Here is a 26,470-nt window from a genome sequence, read left to right as displayed (position 1 = left end):
GGAAAGCACCTCCCCGTTTTTCTATATTGTAACATTGCCCGGCCGGCCTGCCAATGCTATAATAGATAAAATCATCCATTCAGAGAGGGGAGTGCCATGCCATGCTGAAGCTGCTGCTGGGCCGGGCGGGGACGGGGAAGACCACCGCCGTACTGCGCGCCATCGCCGCAAGCGGCGGGGCGCGGCCCCAGGTGCTGGTGGTCCCGGAGCAGCACTCCCACGACATGGAGCGCCGCCTCTGCGCCATCGCGGGCAACCGGGTCTCGGGCTGGGCGGAGGTGCTCTCCTTCACCCGCATGGCGGGGCGGGTCTTCTCGGTCACCGGGGGGCTGGCCGCCCCCGCCTTGGACGCGGGCGGGCGTCTGCTGCTGATGTATACCGCCCTCCAGGGGGTGTCCAGCCAGCTCAGGGTCTACGGCAGACCCTCCCAAAAGCCGGAGTTCCTGGCCGGGCTGCTGGCCACGGTGGACGAGCTGAAGAGCTGCTGCGTCAGCCCGGGGCACCTCTGGACGGCGGGGGAGGAGGCTGACGGCCCGGAGGGGGACAAGCTGCTGGACCTGTCGCTCATCTACGGCGCCTACGAGGCCATGACGGCCCGGCAGGGCTCCGACCCCAGAGACCGGGTGACCCGGCTGGCGGAGGGGCTCAGGGAGAGCCGCTGGGCCGCGGGGGCGGATATCTACCTGGACGGCTTCACCGACTTCACGCCCCAGGAGGGGCTGGTCCTGCGGCAGCTTCTGTCCCAGGCCCGCAGCGTCACCGTGGCCCTTACCTGCGACAAGGCGGAGGAGGACGAGGAGGGGGCGGGAATTTTCTCACCGGCCCGGCGGACCGCCCGGTCCCTGATGCGGATGGCACAGGAAAATGGGATTACCTGGGAAATAGAGACGGCGGTGGGGGACAGCCGCGCCCGGGCGCCCGCCCTGGCCGCGCTGGAGGCGCGGCTCTTTGCGCCGGGCGGGACCCCCTATGAGGAGGAGGCCCCGGAGCTCTCCCTATTCCAGGCCAATACCCCCTACTCGGAGGTGGAGTGGACTGCCGCCGAGATTCTTCGCCTGGTGCGGGACGGGGGCTGCCGCTTTCGGGACATCGCCGTCTCCGCCCGCTCCATGGAGGGGTACGGCGAGCTCATCGAGACCGTCTTCGCCCGGTACGGGGTGCCCGTCTTCCTGACGAAGATGAGCGACGTGCTCCAGAAGCCGGTCTTCGCCCTGGTGACCTCCGCCCTGGCGGCCGCGGCGGGGAACTACCAGTACGACGACCTCTTCCGCTACCTGAAGACCGGCCTTGCGGGCATTACCTGGGAGGAGTGCGATCTGCTGGAGAACTACGCCCTCAAGTGGGACCTGCGGGGGAGCCGCTGGACCCAGAAGAACGGCTGGACCATGCACCCCCGGGGATACGGACTGCCCCTCCTGGACGCGGACCGGGCGCTGCTGGAGCGGCTGGACGCCCTGCGCCGCCGGGTGGTGGCCCCCCTGGAGGCCCTGCGGAGAAACCCGGACCGGACCGGAAGGGGGCAGGCGATAGCCCTTTACAGCTTTTTGGAGGAGATCGGCCTGCCGGGGCAGCTTCTGGAGCGAACCGCAGCCCTGCGGGAGCGGGGGGAGCCGGCCCTGGCGGAGGAGTACCAGCAGCTCTGGGACATCCTCTGCGGCGGCCTGGAGCAATGCGCGCAGATACTGGGGGACAAGCCTTTGGAGACCGACGAGTTTGCACGGCTCTTCCAGCTGGTGCTCTCCCAGTACGACGTGGGCTCCATCCCTGTGTCCCTGGACCGGGTCACGGCGGGTGAGATGCCACGGCTTGCGCACAAAAGCTGTAAAGTACTTTTCCTTCTCGGTGCGGACGACGCCTCCATCCCCCAGGCCAGCCCCTCGCCGGGGCTTTTGAACGACGACGATAGGAGCCTGCTGGCCTCCTACGGGCTGGAGCTGGCCCCCACCCTCACCGACAAGCTCTACCGGGAAAACACCATCGTCTATGAGACACTCTCCCTCCCGGCGGAGCGGCTCAGCGTGAGCTGGGCGGCGGCGGGAGCAGAGGGAACGGAGCAGCGGCCCGCCTTTTTCGTGGGGAGGCTGCGCCGGCTGTTCCCCAGGGCGAAGCTGATTCAGGAGGGAAATCTGGACGGGACCTTCCGCCTGGCCGCACCTCGCCCCGCCCTGGAGCTGGCCGGGCGGCGGCGGGAGGCGGGCGCCGCCCTGCGGAGGCTGCCGGACTACGCGCCCCTGGTGGCGCGGATGGAGCGCGCGGCAGGGCTGGAGCGGGGGAGCCTTACCCGAAGCGCGGTGGACGCGCTCTACGGCGCCCGGGTGCCCATGTCGGCCTCAAGGATGGACAAGTACAAGTCCTGCCACTTCTCCTATTTCATGCAGTACGGCCTGAAGGCCGAGCCCCGCAGGAGCGCCGGGTTCCAGGCGCCGGAGTACGGGACCTTTGTGCACTATGTGCTGGAGCACGTTCTGCAGAGGGAAGAGCTGCGCGGTCAAAAGGAGCCAATCCCGCGGGAGACCCTCAGGGAGTGGACCCGCCAGGCGGTGGACCGGTATGCGGAGGAGGAGCTGGGGGGGCTGGAGCACGAGACGCCCCGGTTCCGGTACCTCTTCCGGCGGCTGCTGAAATCGGTCTACGCCGTGGTGGAGAACGTGGCGGAGGAGCTGTCACGGTCCGACTTCAAACCCATCGCCTTCGAACTGGGCTTCGGCGGCGGTGGGGAGCTGCCCCCGGTGGAGTTCACCGAGGGGGGCGTCACCGTCAGCGTCACCGGGTTTGTGGACCGGGTGGACGGCTGGGAGAAGGACGGCAGGCTCTACCTGCGGGTGGTGGACTATAAGACCGGGCGTAAGTCCTTTGACCTGACGGATATCTGGAACGGCCTGGGGCTTCAGATGCTGCTGTACCTCTTCACCCTGGAGCGGGAGGGGAAGGCCCTCTTCGGCGGGAAGGAGATTGTCCCCGCGGGGGTTTTGTATCTCCCGGCCCGGGACGCGGTGATCGCGGGCAGCCGCGGCATGACCGAGGAGGCCCGGCGGAAGGCAGTGGACAGGGAGCTGCGCCGGAAGGGCCTGGTGCTGGACAACCCGGACGTGCTGGCGGCCATGGAGCGGCCCGGCGGGGAGGGGGTCCGCTTCCTGCCCGTCAAGGTCTCGGCCAAGACCGGAGCCATCTCCGGCGAGGCCCTGGTCTCCGCCGAGCGGCTGGGGAAGCTGGACCGGCACATCCGCGCCGTCCTGCGGGACATCGGCGGGGAGCTGGCGGCGGGGAAGATCGCCGCCGACCCCTACTGGCGGGGGCCGGAGCAGAACGCCTGCAAATACTGCGACTACGCCGAGGCCTGCCACTTTGAGGAGGGCCGGGGCGGCGACCGCCGCCGCTGGCTGCCGGGGGTGAAGGCGGAGGCGTTTTGGGCGCAGCTGGAGGAGCGGGAGGGGGACTGAACGGGGGACGGACTGCCGCGCCGCCGCGGGCGGCCTTTGCGCGCCTGTACAGGCGCGGCAGTTTTCATGCCCGCCGGGCCCCGCGCCGCTCTCCGCTTTGAAACCGGCTGAACGAGAAACGATAGGATGATTGAGGTGATACAATGGCCTTTGCGCTGACTCCTGATCAGGCCGCTGTGGTCAACGACCGCGGCGGCGGCCTTTTGGTGTCCGCCGCCGCCGGCTCGGGCAAGACCCGGGTGCTGGTGGAGCGGCTGCTGGGCCGCGTGCAGGGCGAGGGGCTGGACATCGACCGTTTCCTGGTCATCACCTACACCAAGGCCGCCGCCGCCGAGTTGCGGCAGCGCATCGTGGAGGAGCTGTCCCAACGGCTGGCGGAGGCCCCTGCCGACAGGCACCTGCGCCGGCAGCAGACCCTGGTCTACAAGGCGCAGATCTCCACCGTCCACGCCTTCTGCGGCCAGCTCCTGCGGGAGTGCGGGCACCTTCTGGACCTGAACCCGGACTTTCGCCTCTGCGACGAGGGGGAGGCGGGGGTGCTCATGCTCCGGTCCCTCAACGACGTGATGGACGCCCGGTATGAGGACATTGAGGAGGGGAGTGATTTTGCCCTTCTGGTGGACACCATGTCCGCCGGGCGGGACGACGCCCGCCTCATGCAGATCGTCCTGGATATCCGGGGCCGGGTCCAGGCGCACCCCGCCCCCTTCGCCTGGCTGGACGAGCAGGAGAGGGCCTTTGCCCTGGAGGGCGTGGCCGACGCGGGGGAGACTCCCTGGGGCCGCCTCCTGCTGGAGGACGCCCGCCGCCAGGGGGAGTACTGGCTGGGGGAGCTGGCCCGGGCCCTGGATTTGTGCGGACGGGACGCCAATCTGGAGGCGAATTACGGCCCCAGCATCTCCGCCAGCATCGACGGCCTGCGCGCCTTTTTGGCCGCGGCGGCGGAGGGCTGGGACGCGGCGGCCGCCGCGCTGCCCATTCGCTTCCCCACCGCGGGGCGGAAGAAGATGACAATGGACCCCGACGCGGCGGAGCAGGTCAAGACCATCCGCAACAAGTGCAAGAAGCGGCTGGACAGGCTGGGCGAGCGCTTTGAGGACGACAGCGCCGGCCTTCTGGCCGACATGCGGGCGGTCCATCCCGCCGTCCGGGGCCTCTTCGCCCTGGTGAAGGACTTCGAGCGCGCCTACGCCGCCGAGAAGGAGCGCAGGGGCCTGCTGGACTTCTCCGATCTGGAGCATCTGGCGGTGAAGCTGCTGGTGGACGCCGGGGGAAAGCCAACCGGGCTGGCCCGGCAGTGGAGCGGCCGCTACGATGAGATTATGGTGGACGAGTACCAGGATACCAACGAGGTCCAGAACGCCATCTTCTCCGCCCTCTCCAGGGAGGGGACCAACCTCTTTATGGTGGGGGACGTGAAGCAGTCCATCTACCGCTTCCGCCTGGCCGACCCCACCATCTTCCTGGGCAAATACCGCGCCTTCAGGCCCCACACCGAGGCGGCGGAGGGGGAGCCCCGGCGCATCATCCTCGGCAGGAACTTCCGCTCCCGGGCCACGGTGCTGGAGGGGGCCAACTACGTCTTCCGCAGCATCATGTCCACCGAGTTCGGCGAGATGGACTACACCGCCGACGAGGCCCTCTATCCGGGCGCGGTCTACCCTGAGGAGGGGGAGGCGGCGCCCGGAGACGGCGCTTCGGGCCCCCGCGGGGGCTGCCGCCTGAGCGCCTACGCCGTGGAGCTGGACGCGCTGGACCTGGCCGGAGAGATCGAGGGGGAGGACGAGGACGCGGAAAAGACGGCCCGGGACCTGCTGGAGGCCCGCTTCCTCGCCGGGCGCATCCGGGACCTGGTGGACGGGAAATTCCCCGTCTCCGACGGGGAGGGCGGGACGCGCCCGGTCCGGTACGGGGATATCGTCGTGCTCCTGCGCTCCCCCGGCGCTGTGCTCCACCAGTACGCCCGGGCCCTGGGGGAGCGGGACGTGCCCTGGGAGGCCGACGGCGGCGGGGACTTCTTCGCCGCCACCGAGATCTCCGTGGCCCTCTCCCTGCTGGAGGTGGTGGACAACCCCCGGCAGGACGTGGCCCTCATCTCGGCGCTGCGCTCCCCGGTGTACGCATTTTCCGCGGACCGGCTGGCCCAGCTCCGCGCCGCCTCGCCGGGCACCGACTTCTATACCGCGCTGGAGCGTGGGGCGGCGGACGGCGGAGAGGACTGCGCCGGTTTCCTGCGGGAGCTCTCAGAGCTGAGAAGCTGCGCGGGGGACATGAACAGCCACCAGCTCATCTGGCACATCTACGACCGGACCAACCTGCCGGGTATTTTCGGGGCCATGGACGACGCTGAGACCCGGCAGGGGAACCTGCTCGCCCTGTGCGAGCTGGCCCGGCGGTTTGAGGGGGCGGGGCACAAGGGGCTCTTCGGCTTCCTCTCCTACCTGAGCCGCCTGCGGGAGAACGGCGGCATGCCGGCAGTCCCCACCCCCGGCCGGGAGGGGGGCGGCGTGAGGATCATGTCCATCCACAAGTCCAAGGGGCTGGAGTTCCCGGTGGTGCTGCTGGCGGGCCTGACCCGCCGGCTCAACCGGGACGACATGCAGCGGCCCATCCTCTTCCACCCCAAGCTGGGCGTGGGCCCCAAGCGGCTGGACACCGAGCGGATGATCGAGTACCCCACCCTGGCCCGTCGGGCGGTGGCCCGGCAGCTGGAGTATGAGATGATGGCGGAGGAGCTGCGCCTGCTCTACGTGGCCATGACCCGGGCGCGGGAGAAGCTGATACTCTCCTGCGCCCTCACAAGGGGGGCGGCGGAGCTGAAGAAGCTGGCGGAGGACGCGGACTGCCCCGTGGACCCCCAGGCCCTGGCCGCCTGTGCGTCGGTGGGGCAGTGGGTGCTGCTCAGCGCCCTCTGCCGCCCGGAGGCCCTGCCCCTGCGGGTGGCGGCCCAGGCCGATCTCTTCGTCCCGGCGGCGGACTACGGTCCCGCCTGGGACGTGCGCTGGATTGACGGCGCGGCCTGCGGGCAGGCGCCCAAAGGCCGCGCCCGCGCCGCGGCGGCGGAGGCGCCGCAGGAGGCGTTCGACCCGGAGGTTCTGGAGCGGCTCCTCTGGACCTATCCCCGAGCCGGGGACGTGGACATCCCCTCCAAGCTGACGGCCACCCAGCTCAAGGGCCGGGATATCGACGCGGAGGTGGCCCAGGCCGCCCCGGCCCCGGCGGCCGCGCCCGGACAGCTTGCGCCCTCTATCCGCCGTCCCCGCTTCGCCGAGGAGGAGTTCGGCCTCACCCCGGCCCAGAAGGGGACGGCCCTCCATCTGGTAATGCAGTATATCGACTTTGAGCGGACCGACACCGTGGAGCAGGTGGCGGAGGAGATCGCCCGCCTGACGGCGCGGCAGTTCATCACCAGGGAGCAGGGGGAGGCGGTGGACCCGGCACGGATTCACGCCTTCTTCGCATCGCCCCTGGGGCGGGAGCTGATGGCCTCGGCCAGCCTGCGGCGGGAGTTCAAGTTCTCCATCCTGGTGAGCGCGTCGGACTATTACGCCGCCGCCGGGGAGGGGGAGCAGGTGCTCCTCCAGGGCGTGGTGGACTGCTGCTTCGAGACACTGGAGGGGATTACGGTGGTGGACTTCAAGACCGACCGGGTGACGCCGGAGACCGTCCGGGACCGGGCGGAGGAGTACCGCCCCCAGCTCGCGGCCTACTCCCGGGCGCTGGAGGCCGTTACGGGAAAAAAGGTGGTCCGCCGGTGCCTGTGGTTCTTCGCCACGGGCACCGCGGTGGAGGTATAGGGGTCCGCTCGGGCCTTGACTATACTCAAAAGAAATTCAGCCGGGGGCGTTGAGATGACGGATCGGGAACTGCTGCAGGCCATGGACCGAATGATGGACGCAAAGCTCCAGCCGGTCTGCGATGGGCTGGACACGGTGGACATGCGCCTTGGGGCGATGGACGAGCGTCTTGATACGATGCAGACGGACATCCGGCTGCTCAAGGTCTCCGTGGAAGAGAGCCAGGGCGGGACCAACTATGTGGCCCAGTGGGTGGAAAACCTGGAGAGCGCCTTTCGCAGGCATGAGATGACGACCACCAAATGAGCCGGCCAGGTTTTTAGAAAAAACTGTTGCATTTTCGCTCCGGGCGTGCTATTATATCAAATGCGTTTATAAGGCGTGGAGGTTTGCTGCGCCGCTTTACCCTGAACGAGAAAGAGGTGAAACAGTATGAAGGAAGGCATCCATCCCGACTACAAGCAGACGACTATCAAGTGTGCCTGCGGTAACGTCATTGAAACCGGCTCTACCAAGCAGGACATCCGCGTCGAAGTCTGCTCCAAGTGCCACCCCTTTTTCACCGGGAAGCAGAAGATGGTGGATACCGGCGGACGTGTCAGCCGCTTCAACAAGAAGTTTGGTCTGGACAAGTAAGCTGGATTTGTTTGGAAAGCCCGTACCGGTTTCGGTACGGGCTTTTTCTATGCGCAGGGCCTGCGCGTGAAGTTTTGCGTTCCCCCGTTCCATTCCGGAGGAAAATCACATATAATAGGGGCAACGACATATGGGAGGTATCGCAATGTTTCAAAAAATCGATCCGAAAACCCTGGACGAAAACGTCTTTTCCCTCATCCACGACAAGTGGATGCTGGTGAGCGCCGGGACGGCGGACAGGTGCAACACCATGACCGCCAGCTGGGGGGGCCTGGGCATCCTGTGGAACAGATGCGTGGCCACCTGCTACATCCGCCCCCAGCGGTACACCCGGGAGTTTATGGAGGCGGAGGACTGCTTCACCCTGGCCTTCTTCGGGGAGGAGCACCGCAAGGCCCTGGCCTACTGCGGGGCCAACAGCGGCAGGGACGTGGACAAGGTTAAGGAGTGCGGCTTTACCGTGACCGCCGGCGAGAGCGGCGCGCCCTATTTTGAGGAGGCCGGGCTGGTGCTGGTGTGCAGAAAGCTCTACCGGCAGCCCATGGAGCCCGGCTGCTTCCTGGACGGGAGCCTGATTGAAAAGAACTACCCCGGCGGCGACTTCCACATCATGTATGTGGGCGAAATCGTGGAGTGCCTCAAAAAGGGCTAGGGTCCGCCTGCGAAAAGACCCTGGGGCAAAATTAGGAAAAGGATAAGGGGAACCCCGGCGGACAGGGGGGCCCATGGGATCATCTATGGTGGAAAAGTCAACGGAAGAAAAAATCAACCGGGCGGTGCTTGCGGGCCTGTCGGCCTATTGTCTGGGGGCGGAGGAGAACGCCACGGAGAGCTCCATGGAGGAGCTCTCCGCCCTGCTGGAGACGGCGGGGGGCGTGAGCGTGGGCATGGCCCTCCAAAACAGGGACGCCCCCGACCCCCGCACCTTTATCGGCGAGGGCAAGCTGGAGGAGATCAGGGCCCTGGTGGAGGCCGAGGAGGCCGACATGGTCATCTTCGACAACTCACTGTCCCCCTCCCAGCAGCGGGTGCTCACCGAGGAGCTGGGCGTCCAGGTGCTGGACCGCTCCGCCCTCATCCTGGACATCTTCGCCCAGCGGGCCAGGACCAGGGAGGGCCGCCTCCAGGTGGAGCTGGCCCAGTACAAGTATCTGCTGCCCCGCCTGACCGGCATGTGGGGCCACCTGGTCCGGCAGACCGCCTCGGGCGGCAAGTCGCCCATCGGGACCCGCGGCCCCGGCGAGACCCAGCTGGAGACCGACCGGCGGCACATCCGAAAGAAAATCGCCAAGCTGGAGGAGGACCTGACCCAGGTTCGGCGGGTCCGGGCCACCCAGCGGGAGCGGCGCATCAAAAACGAGGTCCCGGTGGTGGCCATCGTGGGGTACACCAACGCGGGCAAGTCCACGCTTTTAAACGCCCTCACCGGGGCGGACATTCCGGCCAACAACCGCCTCTTCGACACCCTGGACACCACCACCCGGACGCTGGAGATCTCCGATACGTGCACGGTGCTTCTCAGCGACACGGTGGGCTTTATCGCCAAGCTGCCCCACCACCTGGTGGAGGCCTTTAAGGCCACGCTGGAGGAGCTGACCTTCGCGGACCTGGTGCTCCACGTCATCGATGCGTCCAACCCCGAATGGCGCAGCCAGGCCGCGGTGGTGGAGAAGCTCATCTCCGAGCTGGGGGCGGCGGAGACGCCCCGAATTGACGTGTTCAACAAGTCCGACCTCTACGCGGGGGACATCATGCCCCACGGGGAGGAGATCGTCTCCATCTCGGCCAAAACCGGCCGGGGGCTGGACAGGCTCCTGGAGATGATCGGCGCACGCCTGGACAACGGCGCCCACAAGGTCACGCTGCACCTGCCCTACGACAGGGGCGGCGTGCTGGACATGCTCTACCGGGAGGCCAGGGTGGAGGCGGTGAAGTACGCCGACACCATCGAGATCACCGCCGTGTGCACGCCGAAGGTTCTGGGGCAGGTCTCGGACTATATCGTATAGGGCGGCGGCAGTTCCCGCCGCGGTGAGGAGAGTGGCAATGACCATGCTGGAGACGCCCCGCCTGATTCTCCGCCCCATGACGGCGGGGGACGCGGAGGATCTGTACGAGTACGCCCGGGACCCCAGGGTGGGGCCCGACGCGGGCTGGAGCATCCACAAGAGCCTGGAGGAGAGCAGGGAGATCATCGCCTCGGTCTTCAGCGCGCCCAACACCTTTGGACTGGTGCTGAAGGAGAGCGGGAAGATGATAGGCTCCGCCGGGCTGGTGGACCGGCACTACGACCTTCTGCCCGGTCCGGACGACGAGATCGGCTACGCCCTGAACCCGGCCTGCTGGGGCAGGGGGCTGGCGCCAGAGGCGGTGCGGGAGCTGCTGCGCTGCGGGTTTGAGGACCTGGGCCTGGAGACGATCTGGTGCGGGCATTACGACTTCAACGCCAGGTCCCGCCGGGTGGTGGAGAAGTGCGGCTTCCGCTACCGCTTCACTGAGCAGGCGGACGTGCCCCTGCTGGGGGAGCGCCGCACGGAGCTTCACTATGCCCTCACCCGGGCGGAGTGGGCGGCCGCCGCCCCGACTCCCGCGGGGGAAATTGATAGAATGAGGAGGTACGCCTTCCCATGACGACTTATTTCGTCCCCACCGGCGAGAACGAGGCCGAGCTGGTGGAAAAGCGCTCCCGCTTCATCGGCCATGTCTTCCCCGTGACCTGCGAGGCGCAGGCCAGGGCGTGCATCGAGTCGGTGCGGAAAAAGCACTACGACGCCCGGCACCACTGCTGGTGCTTTCGGCTGCGGGAGGGGGGCGTGGAGCGCTGCTCCGACGACGGCGAGCCCCAGGGCACGGCGGGCCAGCCCATGCTGAACGTCTTCCAGCGGGAGGGCGTGCAGAACGTGTGCTGCGTGGTCACCCGGTATTTCGGGGGGATTCTGCTGGGGGCCGGGGGGCTGGTCCGGGCCTACACCCAGGCCGCCAAGGATGCCCTGGACGGGGCGGGAATCTCGGTGGTCCGCCGCTGGGTGGAGGCCGCCGTGCCCTGCCCCTACTCCTTTCTTGAGCGGGTGAAGCTGGAGGTGGAGGCTCAGGGCGGCGTCCTGGGCGAGGTGGAGTACGCCGCCGACGTGACCGTCCACGCCCTTTTGCCGGAGGACAAGGTGGAGGACTTTACCCACCGCATGACCGAGCTCACCTCCGGGGGGACGGAGGTGCTGGTGCTGGGGGAGTGCTGTCGGGCCGCGCCGAGGCGGGAAGAAAACGGGACCTAGTCCTTGCCTGGTAAATGGCAAGCACGGCCCGCGGCCTCCTTGTATATCGTGCATTCCTCAAACACCGCCGGGACAGGCGGCTTTCGTGGGCGGGCGTTGTCGCTTTTGCCGAAAAACGGGAGCCCCTGCCCCGGCGCTTCTGTCGAATAGGGAAAACGACAAAAAATTTTTTACTTTTTGCAGGATTTTTAATTTAGAAAGTGTATATAGTTTACAGATAAACGAGACTGGCTCTGGGAGGCGGCGGCAATGACCATTCGGGAACAGACGGAAGCGATTGAGCGGCAGATACTCTCACCCTATGCCTGCCCCGCCGCGGAGTCCCGGGGCCGGGCGCGGCCCATGGAGGAGTGCCCGGTGCGCACCTGCTTCCAGCGGGATTTGGACCGCATCGTCCACTCCAAGGCGTTTCGCCGCCTCAAGCACAAGACCCAGGTCTTCCTCCAGCCGGAGGGGGACCACTACCGCACCCGCATGACCCACACGATTGAGGTCTCCCGCATTGCCCGGACCATCGCCCGGGGCCTGCGGCTCAACGAGGATTTGACCGAGGCGGCCTGCTTCGGCCACGACCTGGGGCACACACCCTTCGGCCACGCCGGGGAGCGGGTTTTGAACGAGCTGATGCCGGCGGGCTTTGAGCACAACGTCCAGTCCCTGCGGGTGGTGGACGCGCTGGAGAAGGACGGCGAGGGGCTGAACCTCACCTACGAGGTCCGGCGGGGCATCCTCTGCCACACCGGGCCCGACCGGGCCGAGACCCTGGAGGGGCAGATTGTCCGCCTGGCGGACAAGATCGCCTACATCAACCACGATATCGACGACGCCATGCGGGGCCAGATCATCTTCCCCACCGACATCCCCATCGCCATCTCCCAGGTGCTGGGCTTCACCCACTCGGAGCGGATCAACACCCTCACGGTGGACGTCATCGCGCAGAGCGCGGGCAGGAATGAGATTGTCCAGTCCCCCGCCTGCCGGGACGCAATGCTGGAGCTGCGGGCCTTTATGTTCGACTTCGTCTACACCAACCCCCGTGCCAAGGGGGAGGAGGTCAAGGCCCAGGATATGCTGCGCCGCCTCTTTGCATATTATCAGAAAGAACCGGACGAGCTCCCCGACGAGTTCCAGGACATCCGGGTGAAGGAGGGCGTGGAGCGCGCCGTCTGCGACTACATCGCGGGCATGACGGACAAGTACGCGGTGGAGAAGTTCGGGGAGCTCTTTATCCCCATGGCGTGGAGCGTGAAGTAGGGCCCGCGCGGCAAAGCGGCGGCGAATGGGCCGCAGGCGTCCAAGACAGGGCGGGAGGCGGCATTTTCACCGCCTGATCACGCATTGCCTCTCATTTTTCACGCACAAAGGTATGTTGGTTTGAAATTTCGTCAAAACTAGACCGAAGGGGGGCGCCGCCGTGGCCATACCGGAACAATTTCTGGAGGAGCTGAAAGCCAGAAGCGATATCGTGGACGTGGTGGGCTCCTACGTGCACCTGACCCAGAAGGGGAGCAACTACTGGGGGCTTTGCCCCTTCCACAACGAGAAGTCCCCGTCCTTTTCCGTCTCGCCGGAGAAGCAGATGTGCTACTGCTTCGGCTGCCACAAGGGCGGCGGGGTCATCAACTTCATCCGGGAGATTGAGAATCTGGAGTTTGTTGACGCGGTAAAGCTGCTGGCCCAGCGGGCCGGGATGCAGATGCCCGAGACCGGCGAGGACCGGGACGCCCTGCGCCGGAAGGCCCGGGCGCTGGACGCCAACAAGGCGGCCGCCCGGTTCTACCACGATTACCTGATGAAGAGCCCCGGCGCTTCGCGGGTGCGGGAGTATGTCCAGCAGCGGCGGCTCTCCCACCAGATTGTCACCCGCTTCGGCCTGGGGGCGGCCCCGGCGGAGTGGGACGCGCTGACCAGATTCCTGACGGACAAGGGCTTTACCAAGATGGAGCTCATCGACGCGGGCCTTGCCGCCGCCGGCAAGAACGGCGGCGTCTACGACAAGTTTCGCAGCCGCCTCATGCTCCCCGTCATCGACACCAACGGCAGCGTGCCCGGCTTCACCAGCCGCATCCTGCCCGGGGACGACGGGCCGAAGTACCTCAACAGCCCCGAGACGGTGGTCTTTAAAAAGAGCAGGCTGGTCTACGGCCTGAACATCGCCCGGCGGACCAAGCGGCCCAACCTCATACTGGTGGAGGGCAATATCGACGTCATCTCCCTGCACCAGGCGGGGTTCGACAACGCCGTGGCCGCCATGGGCACCGCCTTTACCGCCGACCACGCCCGCATCCTGGGCGGCGCCACCCATGAGCTGGTGATCTGCTACGACAACGACGCCGCGGGCAAAAAGGCCATCGAGGGCGCGCTGCGGGAGCTGAGGAACGTGGACGTAAACGTCCGGGTGCTCCAGCTCCCCAACGCCGCCGACGCCGCGGGCAGGGTGCTGCTGGACGAGAAGGGCCAGCCCATGAAGCAGGACCCGGACGACTTCATCAAGCGCTTCGGCCCCGCCGCCTTTGAGAAGTATCTCAGCGGCAGCGCCGGACAGAACGACTACCGGCTGGACGCCCTCCAGGGGGAGTTCGACCTCACCGACGAGGACCAGCGGCTGGCGTACCTGAAGAGGGCGGTGGAGACCGTGGCCGCCCTCCAGAGTCCCATTGAGCGGGAGATTTTCGGCAACAAGGCCGCCGCCGCCGCCGGGATCTCGGGCGAGGCCTTCGCCCAGGAGGTGGAGCGCTTCCGCAGGGATCGCTTCCGTCGGGAGAAGCGCAGGCAGGAGAAGAAGGACCTGATGCCCGCCGCCCAGCTCCAGCCCAGGGACCGCAGCATCCGGTACGAGAACGTCCGCTCCGCCCGGGCGGAGGAGGGGGTTATCCGCCTCCTGGTCCGGGACGCCAGCCTCTTCCCCATGACGGAGGGGCTGAGCGCCGGGTCCTTCTCCTCTCCCTTCCTGGCTCAGGTGTACGCCCTCCTGCGGGAGCGGCACGGCGGGGGGCTGAGCCTGGACCCGGACAGCCTGGGGGAAAATCTGACCGCCGAGCAGGTGAGCCACCTGGCCGGGGTTTTGAACGAACCGGAATCACCCGCCCACAGCCAAAAGGCCATGGCGGACTACATAGATATCATCGAGACTGAGGCGGCAAAACGGATGGAGGGCGTGGACCCCCTGCTGGCGGCCCAGGAGAAATACAGACAGAAGAAAGCATATGGAGGATGACCGCATGAGTGAGAAGAAAGTGACCGCCGCCGTGAACATCAAGGAGGAGACCAAGCCCCAGCTCTCCAACGAGGAGAAAATGGAGCAGGGCAAGGCCGAGGTCCTCAAGGTGGTGGAAGGGGTCACCGGCGCGGATAAGCTGGGCGACCTCATCGAGCGCGGTAAAAAGAAGGGCAATCTGTCGGCCTCCGAGCTGACCGACGTCCTGGAAAATATGGACCTGGACAGCGAGCAGATGGATAAAATCTACGATACCCTGGAGAACCTGGGCATCGACACCGTGGGCGACGACTATCTGCCCGAGCTGGCCGACGACACCGTGCCCCCCCTGGAGGAGCTGGAGGAGATCCCCGAGGAGGAGATCGTGGACCCCAACACCCTGGTGGACTCCTTCGGCATCGACGACCCGGTGCGGATGTACCTCAAGGAGATCGGCAAGGTGAACCTGCTCACTCCCGACGAGGAGGTTCAGCTGGCCCAGGACATGGGTCTGGGCGACGCGGCCAAGGCCCGGATGGAGGAGATTGAGAACGCCCGCAGGGAGGGCGAGATCGTCGAGCTGACCCCCGAGGAGGAGCAGGAGCTCAAGAGGGACATGCGCCGGGGCGAGCACGCCAAGCAGCGCCTTGCCGAGGCGAATTTGCGGCTGGTGGTGTCCATCGCCAAGCGGTACGTGGGCCGGGGCATGCTCTTCCTGGACCTCATCCAGGAGGGCAATCTGGGCCTCATTAAGGCCGTGGAGAAGTTCGACTACACCAAGGGCTACAAGTTCTCCACCTACGCCACCTGGTGGATTCGCCAGGCCATCACCCGGGCCATCGCCGACCAGGCCCGCACCATCCGCATCCCCGTTCATATGGTGGAGACCATCAACAAGGTCATCCGCGTCTCCCGGCAGCTCCTCCAGGAGCTGGGCCACGACCCCTCCCCGGAGGAGATCTCCGAGGAGATGAACATGCCCGTGGACAAGGTGCGGGAGATTTTGAAGATTGCCCAGGAGCCCGTCAGCCTGGAGACCCCCATCGGCGAGGAGGAGGACTCCCACCTGGGCGACTTCATCCCAGATGAGGACGCCTCCGAGCCGTCCGAGGCCGCCAGCTTCACGCTTTTGAAGGAGCAGCTTGTGGACGTGCTGGGGACCCTGACCCCCCGCGAGGAGAAGGTGCTCAAGCTCCGCTTCGGCATCGAGGACGGCCGCACCCGCACCCTGGAAGAGGTGGGCAAGGAGTTCAACGTCACCCGCGAGCGCATCCGCCAAATCGAGGCCAAGGCCCTGCGCAAGCTGCGCCACCCCTCCCGCTCCAAGAAGCTCAAGGACTTTTTGAATTAAACAGTGATAAATACCCCCCGGCCCGGTGCGGAAGCACGGGCCGGGGGGTATTTCAGCTTGTCGAAGAAGCCCCCGTAGTTAAGGGGGCCAAGGGACACGGGTCGCGCATGGATGCGATCCCTACTCGGTGGGCAGCTTGTCCAGCCAGGAGCCGGGCCCGGCGGAATCTCCGCTGATGGGGTACATCCGGTAGCCCAGGGAGAAGCCGACGACCTGCTCCGGGTCGATGGGGGCGGGGAAGGACCAGGTGACGGCGAAGTGCCGCCGGACCGGCTCTTCTTTACTGGCGTCCACGCGGTACATCACGCTGCCGTCCTCCAGGACGACCTTCTCCATGCTCCGCTCGGAGTCGACGTCCTCAATATCGGCCCAGCCGGTGAAGTCGATCCGGGAGCCGTCGGCCAGGAAGACGCTCATGGGGTAATAGGCGGGGGTGCCGCCGGCGCTGGTGAGCTCCAGGCGGAGGCTGATGGAGGTGAGGCCCACCCTCGTCAGCTCCATGCCGCTGAGGGTGTCGGAGATGGCGAGGGACCGCTCGGGCAGGGTTTCGGGGGTGAAGGTCAGGGTCCAGTCGCCCTGGATGGGGCCGACGGTATACAGCAGGGCGTCTACATGCCCGCTGTCCGGCGTTTCCTTTTTATTCAGCACCAGATGGGGGAAGTTCTCCCGTGTGACGCGGTCGGGATAGCTCACGTCCAGGTATCTGCCGTCCCCGAAGCGGAGGGTGTTGACATGATAGCTGCTGGGGGCCTCCCGGTCGTCAAAGCTGAGATAGGGCATGGGGCTGCTCTCACAGGTCATGCCGTCGGCGGTCTCGAAGAGGACGTGGTAGACGCCGTTTCCGTCAAAGCCGGAGGAGGAGATCCAGATGAGGTCGGTCCCCTCCAGGGCCGAGGGGTTCTGGTCCGGGAGGAGCACCACGGGTTCGGTGCCGCTGTTCCAGCGGTTGCCCTCCCGCTCGGCCTCGGTGAGGAAGCGGCTCTCCCGCGTCTCGCCGGAGAGGGCGTCATCCGACAGACCCAGGCCGAACAGCTTTTTAATGCCCGGCTGGAAGCTCCTGAAGACCAGGGTGACCGTCCCGTCGTCGTTGAAGTCCCGCTGCCAGAGGGGGATGGCGAAGAGGGCGGTGCGGGTCTCCGGGTCGTAGCTGACGCATTCGTTGCCGATATAGCCATTGTAGACGGTCCCCTCGCTCAGCCGGTCCCCCGTGAGGTCGGTGACGGAGACGTAGGCAGTGGTGTATCCCTTGTCCGAGAGCGCGGCCTCCACGCTGACCCGCAGGCCGCCGTCGGTGGCGGATACCCCCGCCACCTCCTGGGCGTAGGGCGTGAAGCTGCCCAGGGCCCTGACCACCGCGTCCCAATTGCCGCCTACCGCCAGGGCGGCGCCGGTGAGGGCCAAAATGGCGGCAATCAGGACCGCCGCAAATCGGATTTTCTGTCTCATATAGGTCTTCCTTTCCGAGGGGTCGGCGTTGAGACCGGCGTTGACCCGCCGCCGGATGGCGGAGGCGTCCAGCGCGGGCGCGGCCCGGTCCAGCGCCAATTCCGTTTGCAGACGTCTCATCCTTGCGTCCATAGCGCGTCCCCTCCTTCCGTCAATAGTAATTTCAGCTTTTTGCGGCCCCGGGAGAGCCGCGCACGGGCGGCGGGCAGCTTGAGGCCCAGGGCGGCGGCGATGTCGCCCAGCTTGTCGCCATAGTAGTAGTAGCGGAGAAAGAGGGTGGTATCCGGCTCGCCCAGGGCCTCCACCGCACGCCAGAGCTGCTCCGCCTGGTCCCGGTCGCAGGCGGCCTCCTCCGGGCTTGGGCCGGGGGCGGCGTCGGCCTCCGAGAGGGGCAGGGGCGCGGGGCGGGCGCGCAGGCGGTCGATGGCCCTGTTCCGGGCCACCGTCCCCAGCCAGGGCCGCAGACCCTGGTCCGCGTCCAGCTCGCCGGCGTGGAGCCAGAGGGAGAGGAACACGTCGGAGACCACCTCCTCCAAATCCTCCCGGCTGGCCGTGCCGCCCAGGACCCGCCAGACCGTCACCCCCACGTAGGGCGTATACCGGTCGATGGCGCGCTCCAGCGCGGAGCGGCTGCGCTTTTGCAGCCGCTCGACCAGCTTTTTCTCCTCCATGGGCCGCACCCCCTTTTTTGTCAGGTCTGTCGAAGCGCTTCTATCAGGATATACGATGGAACGGGAAAAGTGTGACATTGGCGGAAAAAAAGTTCCCGCGCGCCCGGAATGGGCGCGCGGGTTTTTACTGGGACGGGGGAAATCCCTCCGCCCCAGTGTGCGCACTGGGGTGCCTCCCTTACCAAGGGAGGCAAGAGGGCTCTGCTCAGGGGATCACCAAAAAGCCGATGCGGTCGGTGCGGTCCTCGTTGAAGGGGGCGAGCGTGTAGAGGTTCCACAGATCGTGGATGGAGCCGTCGTAGCAGAGCTTGCCGTCCCTTGCGTCGGGGGCGTTGCGCAGCTCGACGGCCTCGCCGTCCACCAGGGCGGTCTTGCTGCCCCAGGTCAGGACCACGGTGCTGTCCCGGTAGGTAAGGGTGGCGGTTTTGGCGGCGTTGTCCCACACGCAGGAGGCCCCCAGACCGTCGCAGAGCTCCCGGACTGACATGGAGTTGGGGTTGTCGTCGCTGAGGCCGGGCATGAGGGAGATCATAAAGGGGAGCAGGTGCTCGTCCACCTCCACGTCCCTGGGCGCGCCGCCGTCCAGAGGGTACTCCTTCCCCCAGACCACGATGCCGGAGAGGGTCTTGAGGTCCTGCACCTCCCGGAAATTGTAGGTAAAGGTGCTGCGCCTGACGCTGCCCGACCAGCCGCCGCCCCGGGAGATCCCGTCGGTGAGCTGACAGAAGCTGCGCAGGGTGCCGTCCGTCATGCGGAAGACCACGGGCAGGATGGGGGGATCATCCTGGTCCTCGGGCCAGGAGATGTCCAGCGCCAGGGTGAAGGGACTGACCACGGCCCGCTCCAGGGTGGCGGAGCTGCCGTAGGTGTTATGCAGGTTTGGGTAGCCCCGGCCCGTGGCCCCGATGGCGACCTCAATCGCCTCGGCGGGGGCGAGGGGGACCTCTACCGACAGCCCCTTGTCCATGTAGCCCAGGCGGGCGTGGATGGCCACGGCTTTTTCCGTCTTGGGGAGGCTCACGTCCACCCGCCAGGTGCGGGAGGTCTCGGTGCGGACCTCCTTCATCTCCCGCATCCCGGTGGAGCTGCTGCTGGGGTGGACCAGATCGCCGGTCTCCGGCTCCTCCACCAGGGGGTAGATGCTGAAGGTGTCGATGCCCTCAAAGTCCGGCGCGAAGAGCCGGGCTTTGCCCGCCTCGCTGAGGGCGTCGACACGGATGAGCAGGAAGGCGGTCTGCCCGTCGGAGACCGAGCTGTCCACTGTAAAGGTATAGTTCTTGTCACTGACCGAGCGGACCTCGCGGTCCACCAGGGAGTCGGCGGGGGAGGTGTCCCCCTCGAACCAGGCGTGGAGCACGTCCCAGTTGCTCCCCACCGCCAGGGCGGTACCGCAAAGGGCGATGAGCACTGCGGCGAGTACCGCCGCGAAACGCAGTTTTTGTCTCATATAGAGCTTCCTTTCTCTCTCGTGGGCCGTCAGGGCGGCGCGTACCCCGCGGCAGACCTCCTCCGCGTCCGCCGGGAAGGGGGGCGGGGCGGGGGGCAGGCCCAGGTCCCGGCTCAGCCGGTCCAGTCTTCTATTCATGCGCCATCCCTCCCATCTCTCCGCCCAGCCGCGCGGCCAGGACTTTCCTGCCGCGAAACAGGCGGGTCTTGGCGGTGGAGAGGTTCATATTCAGGGCGGCGGCGACATCCCGCAGCTTGTCGCCCTCGTAGTAGTAGCGGAGAAAAAGGGTGCGGTCCGGCTCGTCCAGACCGTCCACCGCCTCCCACAGGGTCCGGGCCGCGTCCCGCCGCTCCGTCTGGCTGGCGGGGTCGTCCGGGGCGGCGGCGTCCTCGCTGAGGGGCAGGGTGGGCGAGAGGGACCGCAGGACGTTCTTGGCCTTGTTGGCCGCCACCGTGCCCAGCCAGGGACGCAGGGAGTCCCGCTCCGGGTCCAGTTCCGCGGCGCTGCGCCAGAGGGCCACGAACACGTCCGCCACCACCTCCTCCAGATCCTCCCTGGGGACGGAGGGGCCCAGGACGCGGTAGGCCGCCGCGCTCACATAGGCCGTGTAGCGCGTGATCAGCTGCTCCAGGGCGGCTGTGCTGCCCCTGCGCATCCGGCGTATCAGCTTGGAGTCGTCCGCCACCGGCCCTCACCACTCTTCTCTTCCATATCGGAAACCACCGCGCGATGTGTTTCTATCTAAGGATACACGAAAAAACGGAAAGGGTTTCAGATTCCGGCAAAAAAATTTGCGGCCCGGAGGTCCGGGCCGCAAATCAGCGGGTTTGAGGGCCGGGGTCCTACTCCCCCGGCAGCTTGTCCAGCCAATACCCCGGCCCGGCGGATGTGCCGTCCACGGGGTACATCCGGTAGCCCAGGGAGACGCCGGTCACCTGCTCCGGGTCGATGGGGGCGTCCAGGGTCCAGGTGATCACGAAATCGTAGCGGTGCCTGCCGTCGGTTGAGATGGCGGAGGGCTCCTTCATCTCGATGAGGCCGCGGTGGGGAACGGAGACGGTGGTCCCGTCGGCCAGATGGAGGCTGAGGGGATAATAGGCGGGGGTTCCGCCGCTGCTGTCCACGGCGAGGCGCACGGTCATGGGGGAGAGGGTCCAGGCGGTGAGGTGCATCCCGCTCAGAGTGTCCTCGACGGCGAGGGTCCGCTGGGGCAGGGCGCCGGTTGAGAAGGAAACCGACCAGTCGCCCGCAATCTCGGGCCGGGTATAGAGGATGGTCTGGGCGTCGGTAAGAGTCAGGTGGGAGACATTCTCCCGGGTGACGAGGGCGGGATCGTTGTTTCCATAGTCGTCGCTGTAAGCCGGATAGCTAATGTCGATATATTTTCCGCCGCCGAACCGGACCTCAGAAAAGAAATAGGAGCTTGGACTCTCCCTGTCGTCAAACTCGATGGTCTGGAAGTAGGGCCACAGGTAACAATTTACGCCCTCGGCCATCTCATATAGTATGTGGAAGACGCCCTCCTTGTCAAAGCCCGCAGAGGAGACCCACACAAGGTCGGTCCCCTCCAGGGGGGCGGGAGTCTGGTCCGGGAGGAGCACCACGGCGGGGGCGTCATCCTGCCGGCCGCCGCGCTCGAATTCGCCGGCGGGCAGCGTCCGGGTCTCCAGCGTCCGGTCGGTCAGCAGCTGCTGGGGGAAGCCCAGGCCGTAGAGCTCCTGCGTGCCGGGCTGGATGCTGCTGATGCTCAGTGTAATGGTGTCGTCCTCATTGTAGTTTTGCTCCCGGACGGTAATGGCGAACAGGGCGGTACGGGAGTCTGGGTCGTAACTGATGCATTTCGCGGCAGACTTCCCGTTGAGGACGGTGTTTTCGTCCAGCCGGTCGCCGGTGAGGTCGGCCACCGAGACGTAGGCGACGGCCCTGCCCTCGTCGGCCAGCACGGCCTCCACCGTGACCTTGACGCCCCGGTCCGTGACGGAGACCCCCGTCACCTCCTGGGCGTAGGGCGCGTAGGCCCCCAGGGCCTTCACCACCGCGTCCCAGTTGCTCCCCACCGCCAGGGCGGTGCCCGCGAGGGCCGTGACCGCGGCGATGAGGATTGCCGCAAACCGGATTTTCTGTCTCATATACAGCTTCCTTTCCGAGGGGTCGGCGTTGAGGGCGGCGTTTACCCTGCGCTTGACCGCCGCCGCGTCGGGCAGGGGGCATCCGCCGCCCAGATCCAGCTCGTCCCAGAGGGCGCTCAACTGTGTGCTCATATCCGCTCCCCTCCTCTCGTCAAAATGTCCTTGAGCTTCTTCCGGCCCCGTGAGAGGCGGGTCTTGGCCGCCACGGTGCTCAGGCCCAGGGCGCGGGCCGCGTCCCCCAGCTTCTCGCCGTACCAGTAGTGGCGGAGAAAGAGGGCGCTGTCCGGCTCGCCCAGGGCCTCCACCGCCCGCCAGAGTACCTCCGCCTGTTCCATCCGCTCCGCCGCCTCCTGGGGGCCGGGGCCGGGGGCGGGCGCCTCCTCCGGGAGGGGCAGGGACGCCCCTGCACGGCGCAGGCGGTCCACGGCCTTGTTCCGGGCGACCGTCCCCAGCCAGGGCCGCAGGCCCTTTTCAGGGTCCAGCTCCCCCGCGTGGGTCCAGAGGGCCAGAAACACGTCGGAGACCGCCTCCTCCAGGTCCTCCCGGGCGGCGGCGCTCCCCGCCGTCCGCCACACCACCGTGCTCACATAGGGCGTATACTGCTCGATGGCCTGCTCCAGTGCGGCACGGCTGCGCTTTTGCAGGCGCTGTATCAGCTTTTTTTCGTCCACGGGCGGCCCCCCTCTCGAAGCGCTTCTACCGGTATATACGGCTCAGCCGAAAAAAGGTGGCAGAAAAAACGGCCCGCACAGCGGGCCGTTTTCAGGCGGCGGCTTCAGGAGGGCGCGAGGGCGGCCTCCTCCACCACAATCACAGGGCGCACGCCCCAGGCGTCGGCGGCGTCGTGCATATAGAAGTACCCGTCGCTCCCCAGGATGCGGAGCATGGAGGCGTTGTTGTAGTAGGGGGTCTCCATCCAGCAGGGGGCCCCGCCCAGCCGCCCGGAACGGGAGAGATCCGCCATGAGGCCGATATCGGGCAGGCGCACCGCGTCGGAGACCGTCTCGGCCAGGGCGGCGTCCGTGCCCCGGTCGCTGTACGCCGGGACGTGGAAGGCGAAGAAGTCGTTATAGCCGCTGTCCGCCAGGGCCTTGTTGGCCCCCGAGAGGAGGACCCGGTGTTCAACGCTGAGGAGGAGGGCGCGTTCGTCGGCGGTGAAGGCCTCCTCCAGAAATTCCCCGTTGAGCCATGCGCGCAGGGAGGAGTCCGACCAGAGGTTGCTGCCCAGGCCGTCGCCGCCGCCCTCCGAAAAGGGGAGAAGGGCCACGGGGCGGTCGGCCAGAAGGGCGGCCCTCCCATCCCCGCGGGAGACCACCTGCCAGGTGATGGGCGTCCCCTCCCAGCTGCCCAGGACCACCGTCTCGCCGGTCCTGGCGGCGCCCAGCACGGCGGGGACCAGCAGGCCCAGGCACAGCACGGCGGCCAGTCCGCCCGCCAGGACGGGGGTGGGGTATTTGAGCCGCTTCATGCGGCACAGCGCCGCCCCCAGCCGGACCAGCAGGAGCAGGAGCAGCAGATCGATAAATTGGGCGAAGGCGAACATATGCTTGGCCAGATCCCCCTCGCCGTTGGTGACGATGGGCATGAGGAACTGGTAGGCCATGGAGCCCAGGAGGGTGAGCACCAGAACGGCCGCCTGGAGCCCGCGCTTTTTGTCCCCTCTGCCGCCCTTCAGCAGCCGCCAGAGGCAGAGGCACCCGGCGAGCGTGACGAGGCCGCTGAAGGCCCAGGTGTTGAAGGGGAGCTGCCCCCGGACGTAGGACCAGCCGCCGAAGCGGTTTGCGAAGGTGAGCCGGGGGTGGCCGGCGTCCAGGTTGGAGAGGTAGTAGGGCCGGATAAACCCGCTGTGGGCCATGGCCACGTCCAGCTTTTGGAGGAAGCGGCCGGGGTGCCTCAGGTAGAAGAAGAGAAGGTCGAACTTGGAGATCTGGGAGAAGTCAGCGCGGAACTCGGCGCTCTCCCGGGCGGAGGCCGCCCGGTCCATATAGTAGTTGGAGTCCGCGTACTCCACCATGTACGCCGGAAGGCCCAGGTCGGCGAGGTACTCCTCCCGCTGTTCGGGGGAGGCATCCTTCAGCACGCCGTAAAAGACGGAGTTGTAGTTGGTCTCGTAGTCCATCCAGCCGGGCAGGGAGAGATAGACCGCGCCCAGAACGGCGATGCAGAGCACGCCGCTGACGACAAGCCACCTCCGCCGCCGCCCGCCGGAGCGGAGGAGGAGCACCGCCCCCAGGCCCAGAATGCACAGAACGGCCACGGGGATGTTGATGAACTTGCTCCAGCCGTACACCACGCAGGAGAGGAAGAAGAGGGGGGCGTTCACCACGAGCCGCCCCCGGCCCGTGAGGCACCGCAGGGCGAAGACCGCCATGGCCAGCAGGCCCAGTATTTGCACGCTCTCGCTGTAGAGGGAGTTAAAGTAGGCGATGTACCCCTCGTCGCAGAGGACCGCCACCATCAGCAGCTTGACGAGCAGGTCCATCCAGGGCCTTTGCAGCCGGAAGGAGCGGAAGAGGAGGAAGAGCAGGCCGGCATAGCACAGGAGATAGATGAGGCCCAGCACCTGGATATGGTAGGTATCCAGCGGGCGGCCCGTCAGCAGGTTGAGCGCCAGGTTCCCCGCCAGGGAGGCCCGGACGAAGACCAGGTGGACGGAGGGGTAGGCCCCGGTGTTCTCCAGGGAGAAGAGGAGGCGGCAGAGCTTGCCCACCGCGGAGGGGCCCTCGAAGACCATGCGAAAGGTGTCCTCATAGACGAAGGAGCCGGTGGAATCGGCGTAGGTCAGGGAGTTGGTGGACATCACCCGGCCGTAGTCCCCGTTGTTGGAGAGGCCGACTCCGTCCCCGGCGAAGAGGACCAGTCCCATAAGGACGGCCGCCGCCAGGGCGAGGCAGAGCGCCCCGTGCTTTTCATAAAAGCGCGCCGGCGGCGCGGTTTGCGGCGTTTCCTGCATTACGACAGCTCCGTTTCCATGATGATTTTTAACCATTCTACTATGAAAAGCGCCGTTTTTCAAGGGAGACCGGAGGCGCCCCGGGGGGATAGGCGAGGGCGGCGGACGGACTTGAGAAGAACAGTGCGGTGTGTTAGTATATCAATAGTGGTATTTGAATTTGCTGTGTCAAAAAGCCCCGGACTGTGAAATCCCTTGTGTACATTGAATTTTCCCCAGATTAAAGAACTTGGAACAGCCGTTTTTTGATGCTTTGGCGCCTAATACCCTTGTCACGCCCTATGGTGATTTTGAATTAAGCAGTAAAAATAAAGTTCCAGAGCGTTTAGCAAACCTTGTTGAGTTTGCGTAACGTTCAACCTCGCGTTCAGGATGAGTCAAGCGCGCCTTGTTAGACGGTTACGCAATCGGCGGGAAAGGCGCGCAAGGGACTGCTCATATTTGATGTGAATTGCTTAATATGGAATGAGGCGTATTATATGAAAAGAAAAGGTCGTCTGCCGCTGCTGCTGTGTGTATGTCTGCTGATGCTGACAGCCTGCGCGCCCCAGCCGGCGCAGCCGTCTGCCCCAACAGCTCCGCCGCCGGTCACGACGCCCCCCGCTCCTCCTGCGGCGACCCCAGGCCCCGAGCCTTCCGCGTCCCCGGACGCTGCGCCCAAATTGTCGCCGGAGGAAATAGAAAGCATCAAGAAAGCCTGGGCGTATGATGCGCAATGGGCCATGACGATGCCATGGCGCGAGGTGAGCGGGGATTTTTGGCATGTGGGTTTGGGCGACGCTTACGAGGCAACGCTCGGCGTACCCTATGAGGGCGTTGATTATGTCTCCGAACCGGCGCAGGATCTGGCGGCGCTGAGTTTTGGAACGGTTGAGCACCGCTACTTCGACGGATTTTCAACCACGGTTTTCACTGACTTTTACGGTGACCGGCCGGACGAGCCGGGATACAGCGTCACATACTATATTTCCACCACCCAGCCTGACTGTGAAACGCCGCGGGGCATTCACCCGGGCAACACGCTGACGGAGCTGAAGGAGGCCTATCCGGAACTTCAGAAGCACGAGGGGTATTGGACGGACAATGATCCGGACTACGGCAATGCGACTCACGACAGCTGCTATGTCTATGCACCCGAAGGTAATGACCGCTCGATCCTATTCCTCACAAAAGAGGATGTGATCGTACAGATCGATATGGTGGATGGACTGGACGGACAGATCTGGGACCCCTCGGGCCCCGGTGTGCGCACCCGTTCCGAATGACAGCACACCGCAGGGCGCGATAACCCGGCGCGCAGCGTTCTGGAGACCTATCGTGCGGAGTCGGACCATCCGTGGATGAAATATCCGGAATATGAGGTATTTCGCCATTACGCGAGCAAGAAGTGGTTTGCTCTGGTTATGAGTGTTCCGAAACCCAAGCTGGGCCTGCAAGAGGAGGATACCCTGGATGCTGTCAACGTGAAGTGCGACCGGGTTCTCATAGGCGCCGTGCATACCGAGCCGGGCTTTTTTCCTGCCATGAACAAGGAGAGCTGGATTACCACCGCATTGGACGGCAGGGTATCGGATGAGAACATCAAAATGCTGTTGGAAATGAGCTTTGCCGCTGCTGCGGCAAAAGGGAAGAAAAAGATTGTACGCTACGTTGCAGTTCAGCGGGCCGGTTTAAGTACGCCTTACGGGACTGATAGGCAGTGGGCGAGGACATAAAAGCAGCGTGAGCAGCGGTAAATAGGGAGAGACAGGTATGAAAAAGGCAAAGATACGTTTTAAAACTGTAATCATTGCTTTTATTATACTGTTTATGACGGTTGCTTTGCTATTCTGTTTGCGAACAACATTTTGGCATATCGATTCTCCCGGCGGGGATTATCAAATATTGGGTTGGTTGACAGACAAAGGCGGCTTTGGGTATAGTGGTAATTATTATGTAAGGGAAAACTCATTGTTTTCACAGTGGCATTATCTAGGTAGCGGGCCATCTCATTGCCAATGGAAATCTGAAACTACATTTTCTGTGTTCTCACCAGACGGTACACAAAACCATTCTGTTTTTGATTTTATCAACGACTGCGCCTTATTGGACTGATACGCATGAGGCGGAAAAGGCGGACAACAGATTATTTG

At 65.7% G+C, this 26,470-nt stretch carries 21 protein-coding genes; 14 read left to right on the top strand and 7 right to left on the bottom strand.

The genetic code is table 11. The features are described 5' to 3' along the window. Positions 1 to 101: 101 nt before the first annotated feature. The 11 genes from H8S62_RS11220 (at position 102) to rpoD (ending at position 15,692) form a co-directional block, all read left to right on the top strand. On the top strand, positions 102 to 3,440 hold the full coding sequence (locus tag H8S62_RS11220; RefSeq protein ID WP_186919385.1) for a PD-(D/E)XK nuclease family protein: 3,339 nt from the start codon (positions 102 to 104) through the stop codon (positions 3,438 to 3,440). A gap of 143 nt (positions 3,441 to 3,583) precedes the next feature. Then, the gene (gene addA, locus H8S62_RS11215) at positions 3,584 to 7,237 is read left to right on the top strand and encodes a helicase-exonuclease AddAB subunit AddA (protein ID WP_186919383.1); all 3,654 of its coding nucleotides are present in this window, start codon (positions 3,584 to 3,586) and stop codon (positions 7,235 to 7,237) included. A gap of 54 nt (positions 7,238 to 7,291) precedes the next feature. Then, on the top strand, positions 7,292 to 7,543 hold the full coding sequence (locus H8S62_RS11210; protein ID WP_186919381.1) for a hypothetical protein: 252 nt from the start codon (positions 7,292 to 7,294) through the stop codon (positions 7,541 to 7,543). Positions 7,544 to 7,669: 126 nt separating this feature from the next. Continuing rightward, positions 7,670 to 7,873: a 50S ribosomal protein L31 gene (rpmE, locus tag H8S62_RS11205; protein WP_155149628.1), complete on the top strand. Its 204-nt coding sequence runs from the start codon at positions 7,670 to 7,672 to the stop codon at positions 7,871 to 7,873. Between the two features lie 145 nt (positions 7,874 to 8,018). After that, the gene (locus H8S62_RS11200) at positions 8,019 to 8,525 is read left to right on the top strand and encodes a flavin reductase family protein (protein WP_186919379.1); all 507 of its coding nucleotides are present in this window, start codon (positions 8,019 to 8,021) and stop codon (positions 8,523 to 8,525) included. A gap of 85 nt (positions 8,526 to 8,610) precedes the next feature. Beyond that, complete coding sequence (gene hflX / locus H8S62_RS11195) at positions 8,611 to 9,882, top strand: GTPase HflX (protein WP_155149624.1); 1,272 nt, start codon at positions 8,611 to 8,613, stop codon at positions 9,880 to 9,882. A 37-nt stretch (positions 9,883 to 9,919) separates the two neighbouring features. Further along, positions 9,920 to 10,504 (top strand): GNAT family N-acetyltransferase, encoded by a 585-nt coding sequence (locus H8S62_RS11190; protein WP_155149623.1) that lies wholly within the window; start codon positions 9,920 to 9,922, stop codon positions 10,502 to 10,504. Continuing rightward, entirely contained in the window at positions 10,501 to 11,145 is a 645-nt protein-coding gene (locus H8S62_RS11185) for a YigZ family protein (protein WP_155149621.1), read from the top strand. Before H8S62_RS11190 ends, H8S62_RS11185 begins: the two co-directional genes overlap by 4 nt. A gap of 249 nt (positions 11,146 to 11,394) precedes the next feature. After that, entirely contained in the window at positions 11,395 to 12,399 is a 1,005-nt protein-coding gene (locus H8S62_RS11180) for a deoxyguanosinetriphosphate triphosphohydrolase (RefSeq protein ID WP_155149620.1), read from the top strand. Between the two features lie 160 nt (positions 12,400 to 12,559). Further along, complete coding sequence (gene dnaG / locus H8S62_RS11175; protein ID WP_186919378.1) at positions 12,560 to 14,362, top strand: DNA primase; 1,803 nt, start codon at positions 12,560 to 12,562, stop codon at positions 14,360 to 14,362. Between the two features lie 4 nt (positions 14,363 to 14,366). Beyond that, on the top strand, positions 14,367 to 15,692 hold the full coding sequence (rpoD, locus tag H8S62_RS11170) for an RNA polymerase sigma factor RpoD (RefSeq protein WP_173023590.1): 1,326 nt from the start codon (positions 14,367 to 14,369) through the stop codon (positions 15,690 to 15,692). A gap of 120 nt (positions 15,693 to 15,812) precedes the next feature. Here rpoD and H8S62_RS11165 read toward each other — a convergent pair whose 3' ends face one another. From H8S62_RS11165 to wsfD, 7 genes are all read right to left on the bottom strand, one after another. Continuing rightward, positions 15,813 to 17,270 carry a hypothetical protein gene (locus H8S62_RS11165; protein ID WP_155149618.1) on the bottom strand — a complete coding sequence of 486 codons (1,458 nt, stop codon included), beginning with the start codon at positions 17,268 to 17,270 and terminating at the stop codon, positions 15,813 to 15,815. Then, the gene (locus H8S62_RS11160) at positions 17,255 to 17,809 is read right to left on the bottom strand and encodes an RNA polymerase sigma factor (protein WP_155149616.1); all 555 of its coding nucleotides are present in this window, start codon (positions 17,807 to 17,809) and stop codon (positions 17,255 to 17,257) included. The genes H8S62_RS11165 and H8S62_RS11160 overlap by 16 nt, the downstream gene beginning before the upstream one ends. Before the next feature lie 205 nt (positions 17,810 to 18,014). Further along, on the bottom strand, positions 18,015 to 19,394 hold the full coding sequence (locus H8S62_RS11155; RefSeq protein ID WP_186919376.1) for a copper amine oxidase N-terminal domain-containing protein: 1,380 nt from the start codon (positions 19,392 to 19,394) through the stop codon (positions 18,015 to 18,017). Next, positions 19,387 to 19,941, bottom strand: a complete 555-nt coding sequence (locus H8S62_RS11150; protein WP_341481051.1) for an RNA polymerase sigma factor — start codon at positions 19,939 to 19,941, stop codon at positions 19,387 to 19,389. Before H8S62_RS11150 ends, H8S62_RS11155 begins: the two co-directional genes overlap by 8 nt. A 157-nt stretch (positions 19,942 to 20,098) precedes the next feature. Next, on the bottom strand, positions 20,099 to 21,517 hold the full coding sequence (locus H8S62_RS11145) for a DUF4179 domain-containing protein (protein ID WP_186919375.1): 1,419 nt from the start codon (positions 21,515 to 21,517) through the stop codon (positions 20,099 to 20,101). Next, complete coding sequence (locus tag H8S62_RS11140; protein WP_173023930.1) at positions 21,514 to 22,056, bottom strand: sigma-70 family RNA polymerase sigma factor; 543 nt, start codon at positions 22,054 to 22,056, stop codon at positions 21,514 to 21,516. The genes H8S62_RS11145 and H8S62_RS11140 overlap by 4 nt, the downstream gene beginning before the upstream one ends. A gap of 104 nt (positions 22,057 to 22,160) precedes the next feature. Next, the gene (gene wsfD / locus H8S62_RS11135) at positions 22,161 to 24,338 is read right to left on the bottom strand and encodes a glycan biosynthesis hexose transferase WsfD (RefSeq protein WP_186919373.1); all 2,178 of its coding nucleotides are present in this window, start codon (positions 24,336 to 24,338) and stop codon (positions 22,161 to 22,163) included. A 479-nt stretch (positions 24,339 to 24,817) separates the two neighbouring features. Between wsfD and H8S62_RS11130 the strand changes: the two genes are divergently transcribed. The 3 genes from H8S62_RS11130 to H8S62_RS11120 are packed head-to-tail and all read left to right on the top strand — an operon-like array spanning position 24,818 to position 26,432. Next, complete coding sequence (locus H8S62_RS11130; RefSeq protein WP_186919371.1) at positions 24,818 to 25,603, top strand: hypothetical protein; 786 nt, start codon at positions 24,818 to 24,820, stop codon at positions 25,601 to 25,603. A gap of 39 nt (positions 25,604 to 25,642) precedes the next feature. Beyond that, a complete protein-coding gene (locus tag H8S62_RS11125; protein ID WP_279287759.1) occupies positions 25,643 to 26,053 on the top strand; it encodes an MmcQ/YjbR family DNA-binding protein in 411 nt (136 codons plus the stop codon). A gap of 37 nt (positions 26,054 to 26,090) precedes the next feature. Further along, a complete protein-coding gene (locus H8S62_RS11120) occupies positions 26,091 to 26,432 on the top strand; it encodes a hypothetical protein (RefSeq protein ID WP_155149606.1) in 342 nt (113 codons plus the stop codon). The last annotated feature ends 38 nt before the right edge of the window (positions 26,433 to 26,470 follow it).

The sequence above is a fragment of the Lawsonibacter faecis genome (assembly GCF_014287675.1).
GTDB lineage: Bacteria > Bacillota > Clostridia > Oscillospirales > Oscillospiraceae > Pseudoflavonifractor > Pseudoflavonifractor faecis.
Note: the sequence above shows the minus strand (reverse complement) of the source record. Positions and strands in the feature narration are given on the sequence as shown.

Coding starts and splice junctions, on each gene's coding strand:
- H8S62_RS11160 (WP_155149616.1), bottom strand. CDS start 17,809: ATGGAGGAGAAAAAGCTGGTCGAGCGGCTGCAAAAGCGCAGCCGCTCC.
- wsfD (WP_186919373.1), bottom strand. CDS start 24,338: ATGCAGGAAACGCCGCAAACCGCGCCGCCGGCGCGCTTTTATGAAAAG.
- hflX (WP_155149624.1), top strand. CDS start 8,611: ATGGTGGAAAAGTCAACGGAAGAAAAAATCAACCGGGCGGTGCTTGCG.
- H8S62_RS11185 (WP_155149621.1), top strand. CDS start 10,501: ATGACGACTTATTTCGTCCCCACCGGCGAGAACGAGGCCGAGCTGGTG.
- rpmE (WP_155149628.1), top strand. CDS start 7,670: ATGAAGGAAGGCATCCATCCCGACTACAAGCAGACGACTATCAAGTGT.
- H8S62_RS11200 (WP_186919379.1), top strand. CDS start 8,019: ATGTTTCAAAAAATCGATCCGAAAACCCTGGACGAAAACGTCTTTTCC.
- H8S62_RS11130 (WP_186919371.1), top strand. CDS start 24,818: ATGAAAAGAAAAGGTCGTCTGCCGCTGCTGCTGTGTGTATGTCTGCTG.
- H8S62_RS11220 (WP_186919385.1), top strand. CDS start 102: ATGCTGAAGCTGCTGCTGGGCCGGGCGGGGACGGGGAAGACCACCGCC.
- H8S62_RS11165 (WP_155149618.1), bottom strand. CDS start 17,270: ATGGACGCAAGGATGAGACGTCTGCAAACGGAATTGGCGCTGGACCGG.
- H8S62_RS11190 (WP_155149623.1), top strand. CDS start 9,920: ATGACCATGCTGGAGACGCCCCGCCTGATTCTCCGCCCCATGACGGCG.
- H8S62_RS11155 (WP_186919376.1), bottom strand. CDS start 19,394: ATGAATAGAAGACTGGACCGGCTGAGCCGGGACCTGGGCCTGCCCCCC.
- addA (WP_186919383.1), top strand. CDS start 3,584: ATGGCCTTTGCGCTGACTCCTGATCAGGCCGCTGTGGTCAACGACCGC.
- H8S62_RS11120 (WP_155149606.1), top strand. CDS start 26,091: ATGAAAAAGGCAAAGATACGTTTTAAAACTGTAATCATTGCTTTTATT.
- H8S62_RS11210 (WP_186919381.1), top strand. CDS start 7,292: ATGACGGATCGGGAACTGCTGCAGGCCATGGACCGAATGATGGACGCA.
- rpoD (WP_173023590.1), top strand. CDS start 14,367: ATGAGTGAGAAGAAAGTGACCGCCGCCGTGAACATCAAGGAGGAGACC.
- H8S62_RS11145 (WP_186919375.1), bottom strand. CDS start 21,517: ATGAGCACACAGTTGAGCGCCCTCTGGGACGAGCTGGATCTGGGCGGC.
- H8S62_RS11180 (WP_155149620.1), top strand. CDS start 11,395: ATGACCATTCGGGAACAGACGGAAGCGATTGAGCGGCAGATACTCTCA.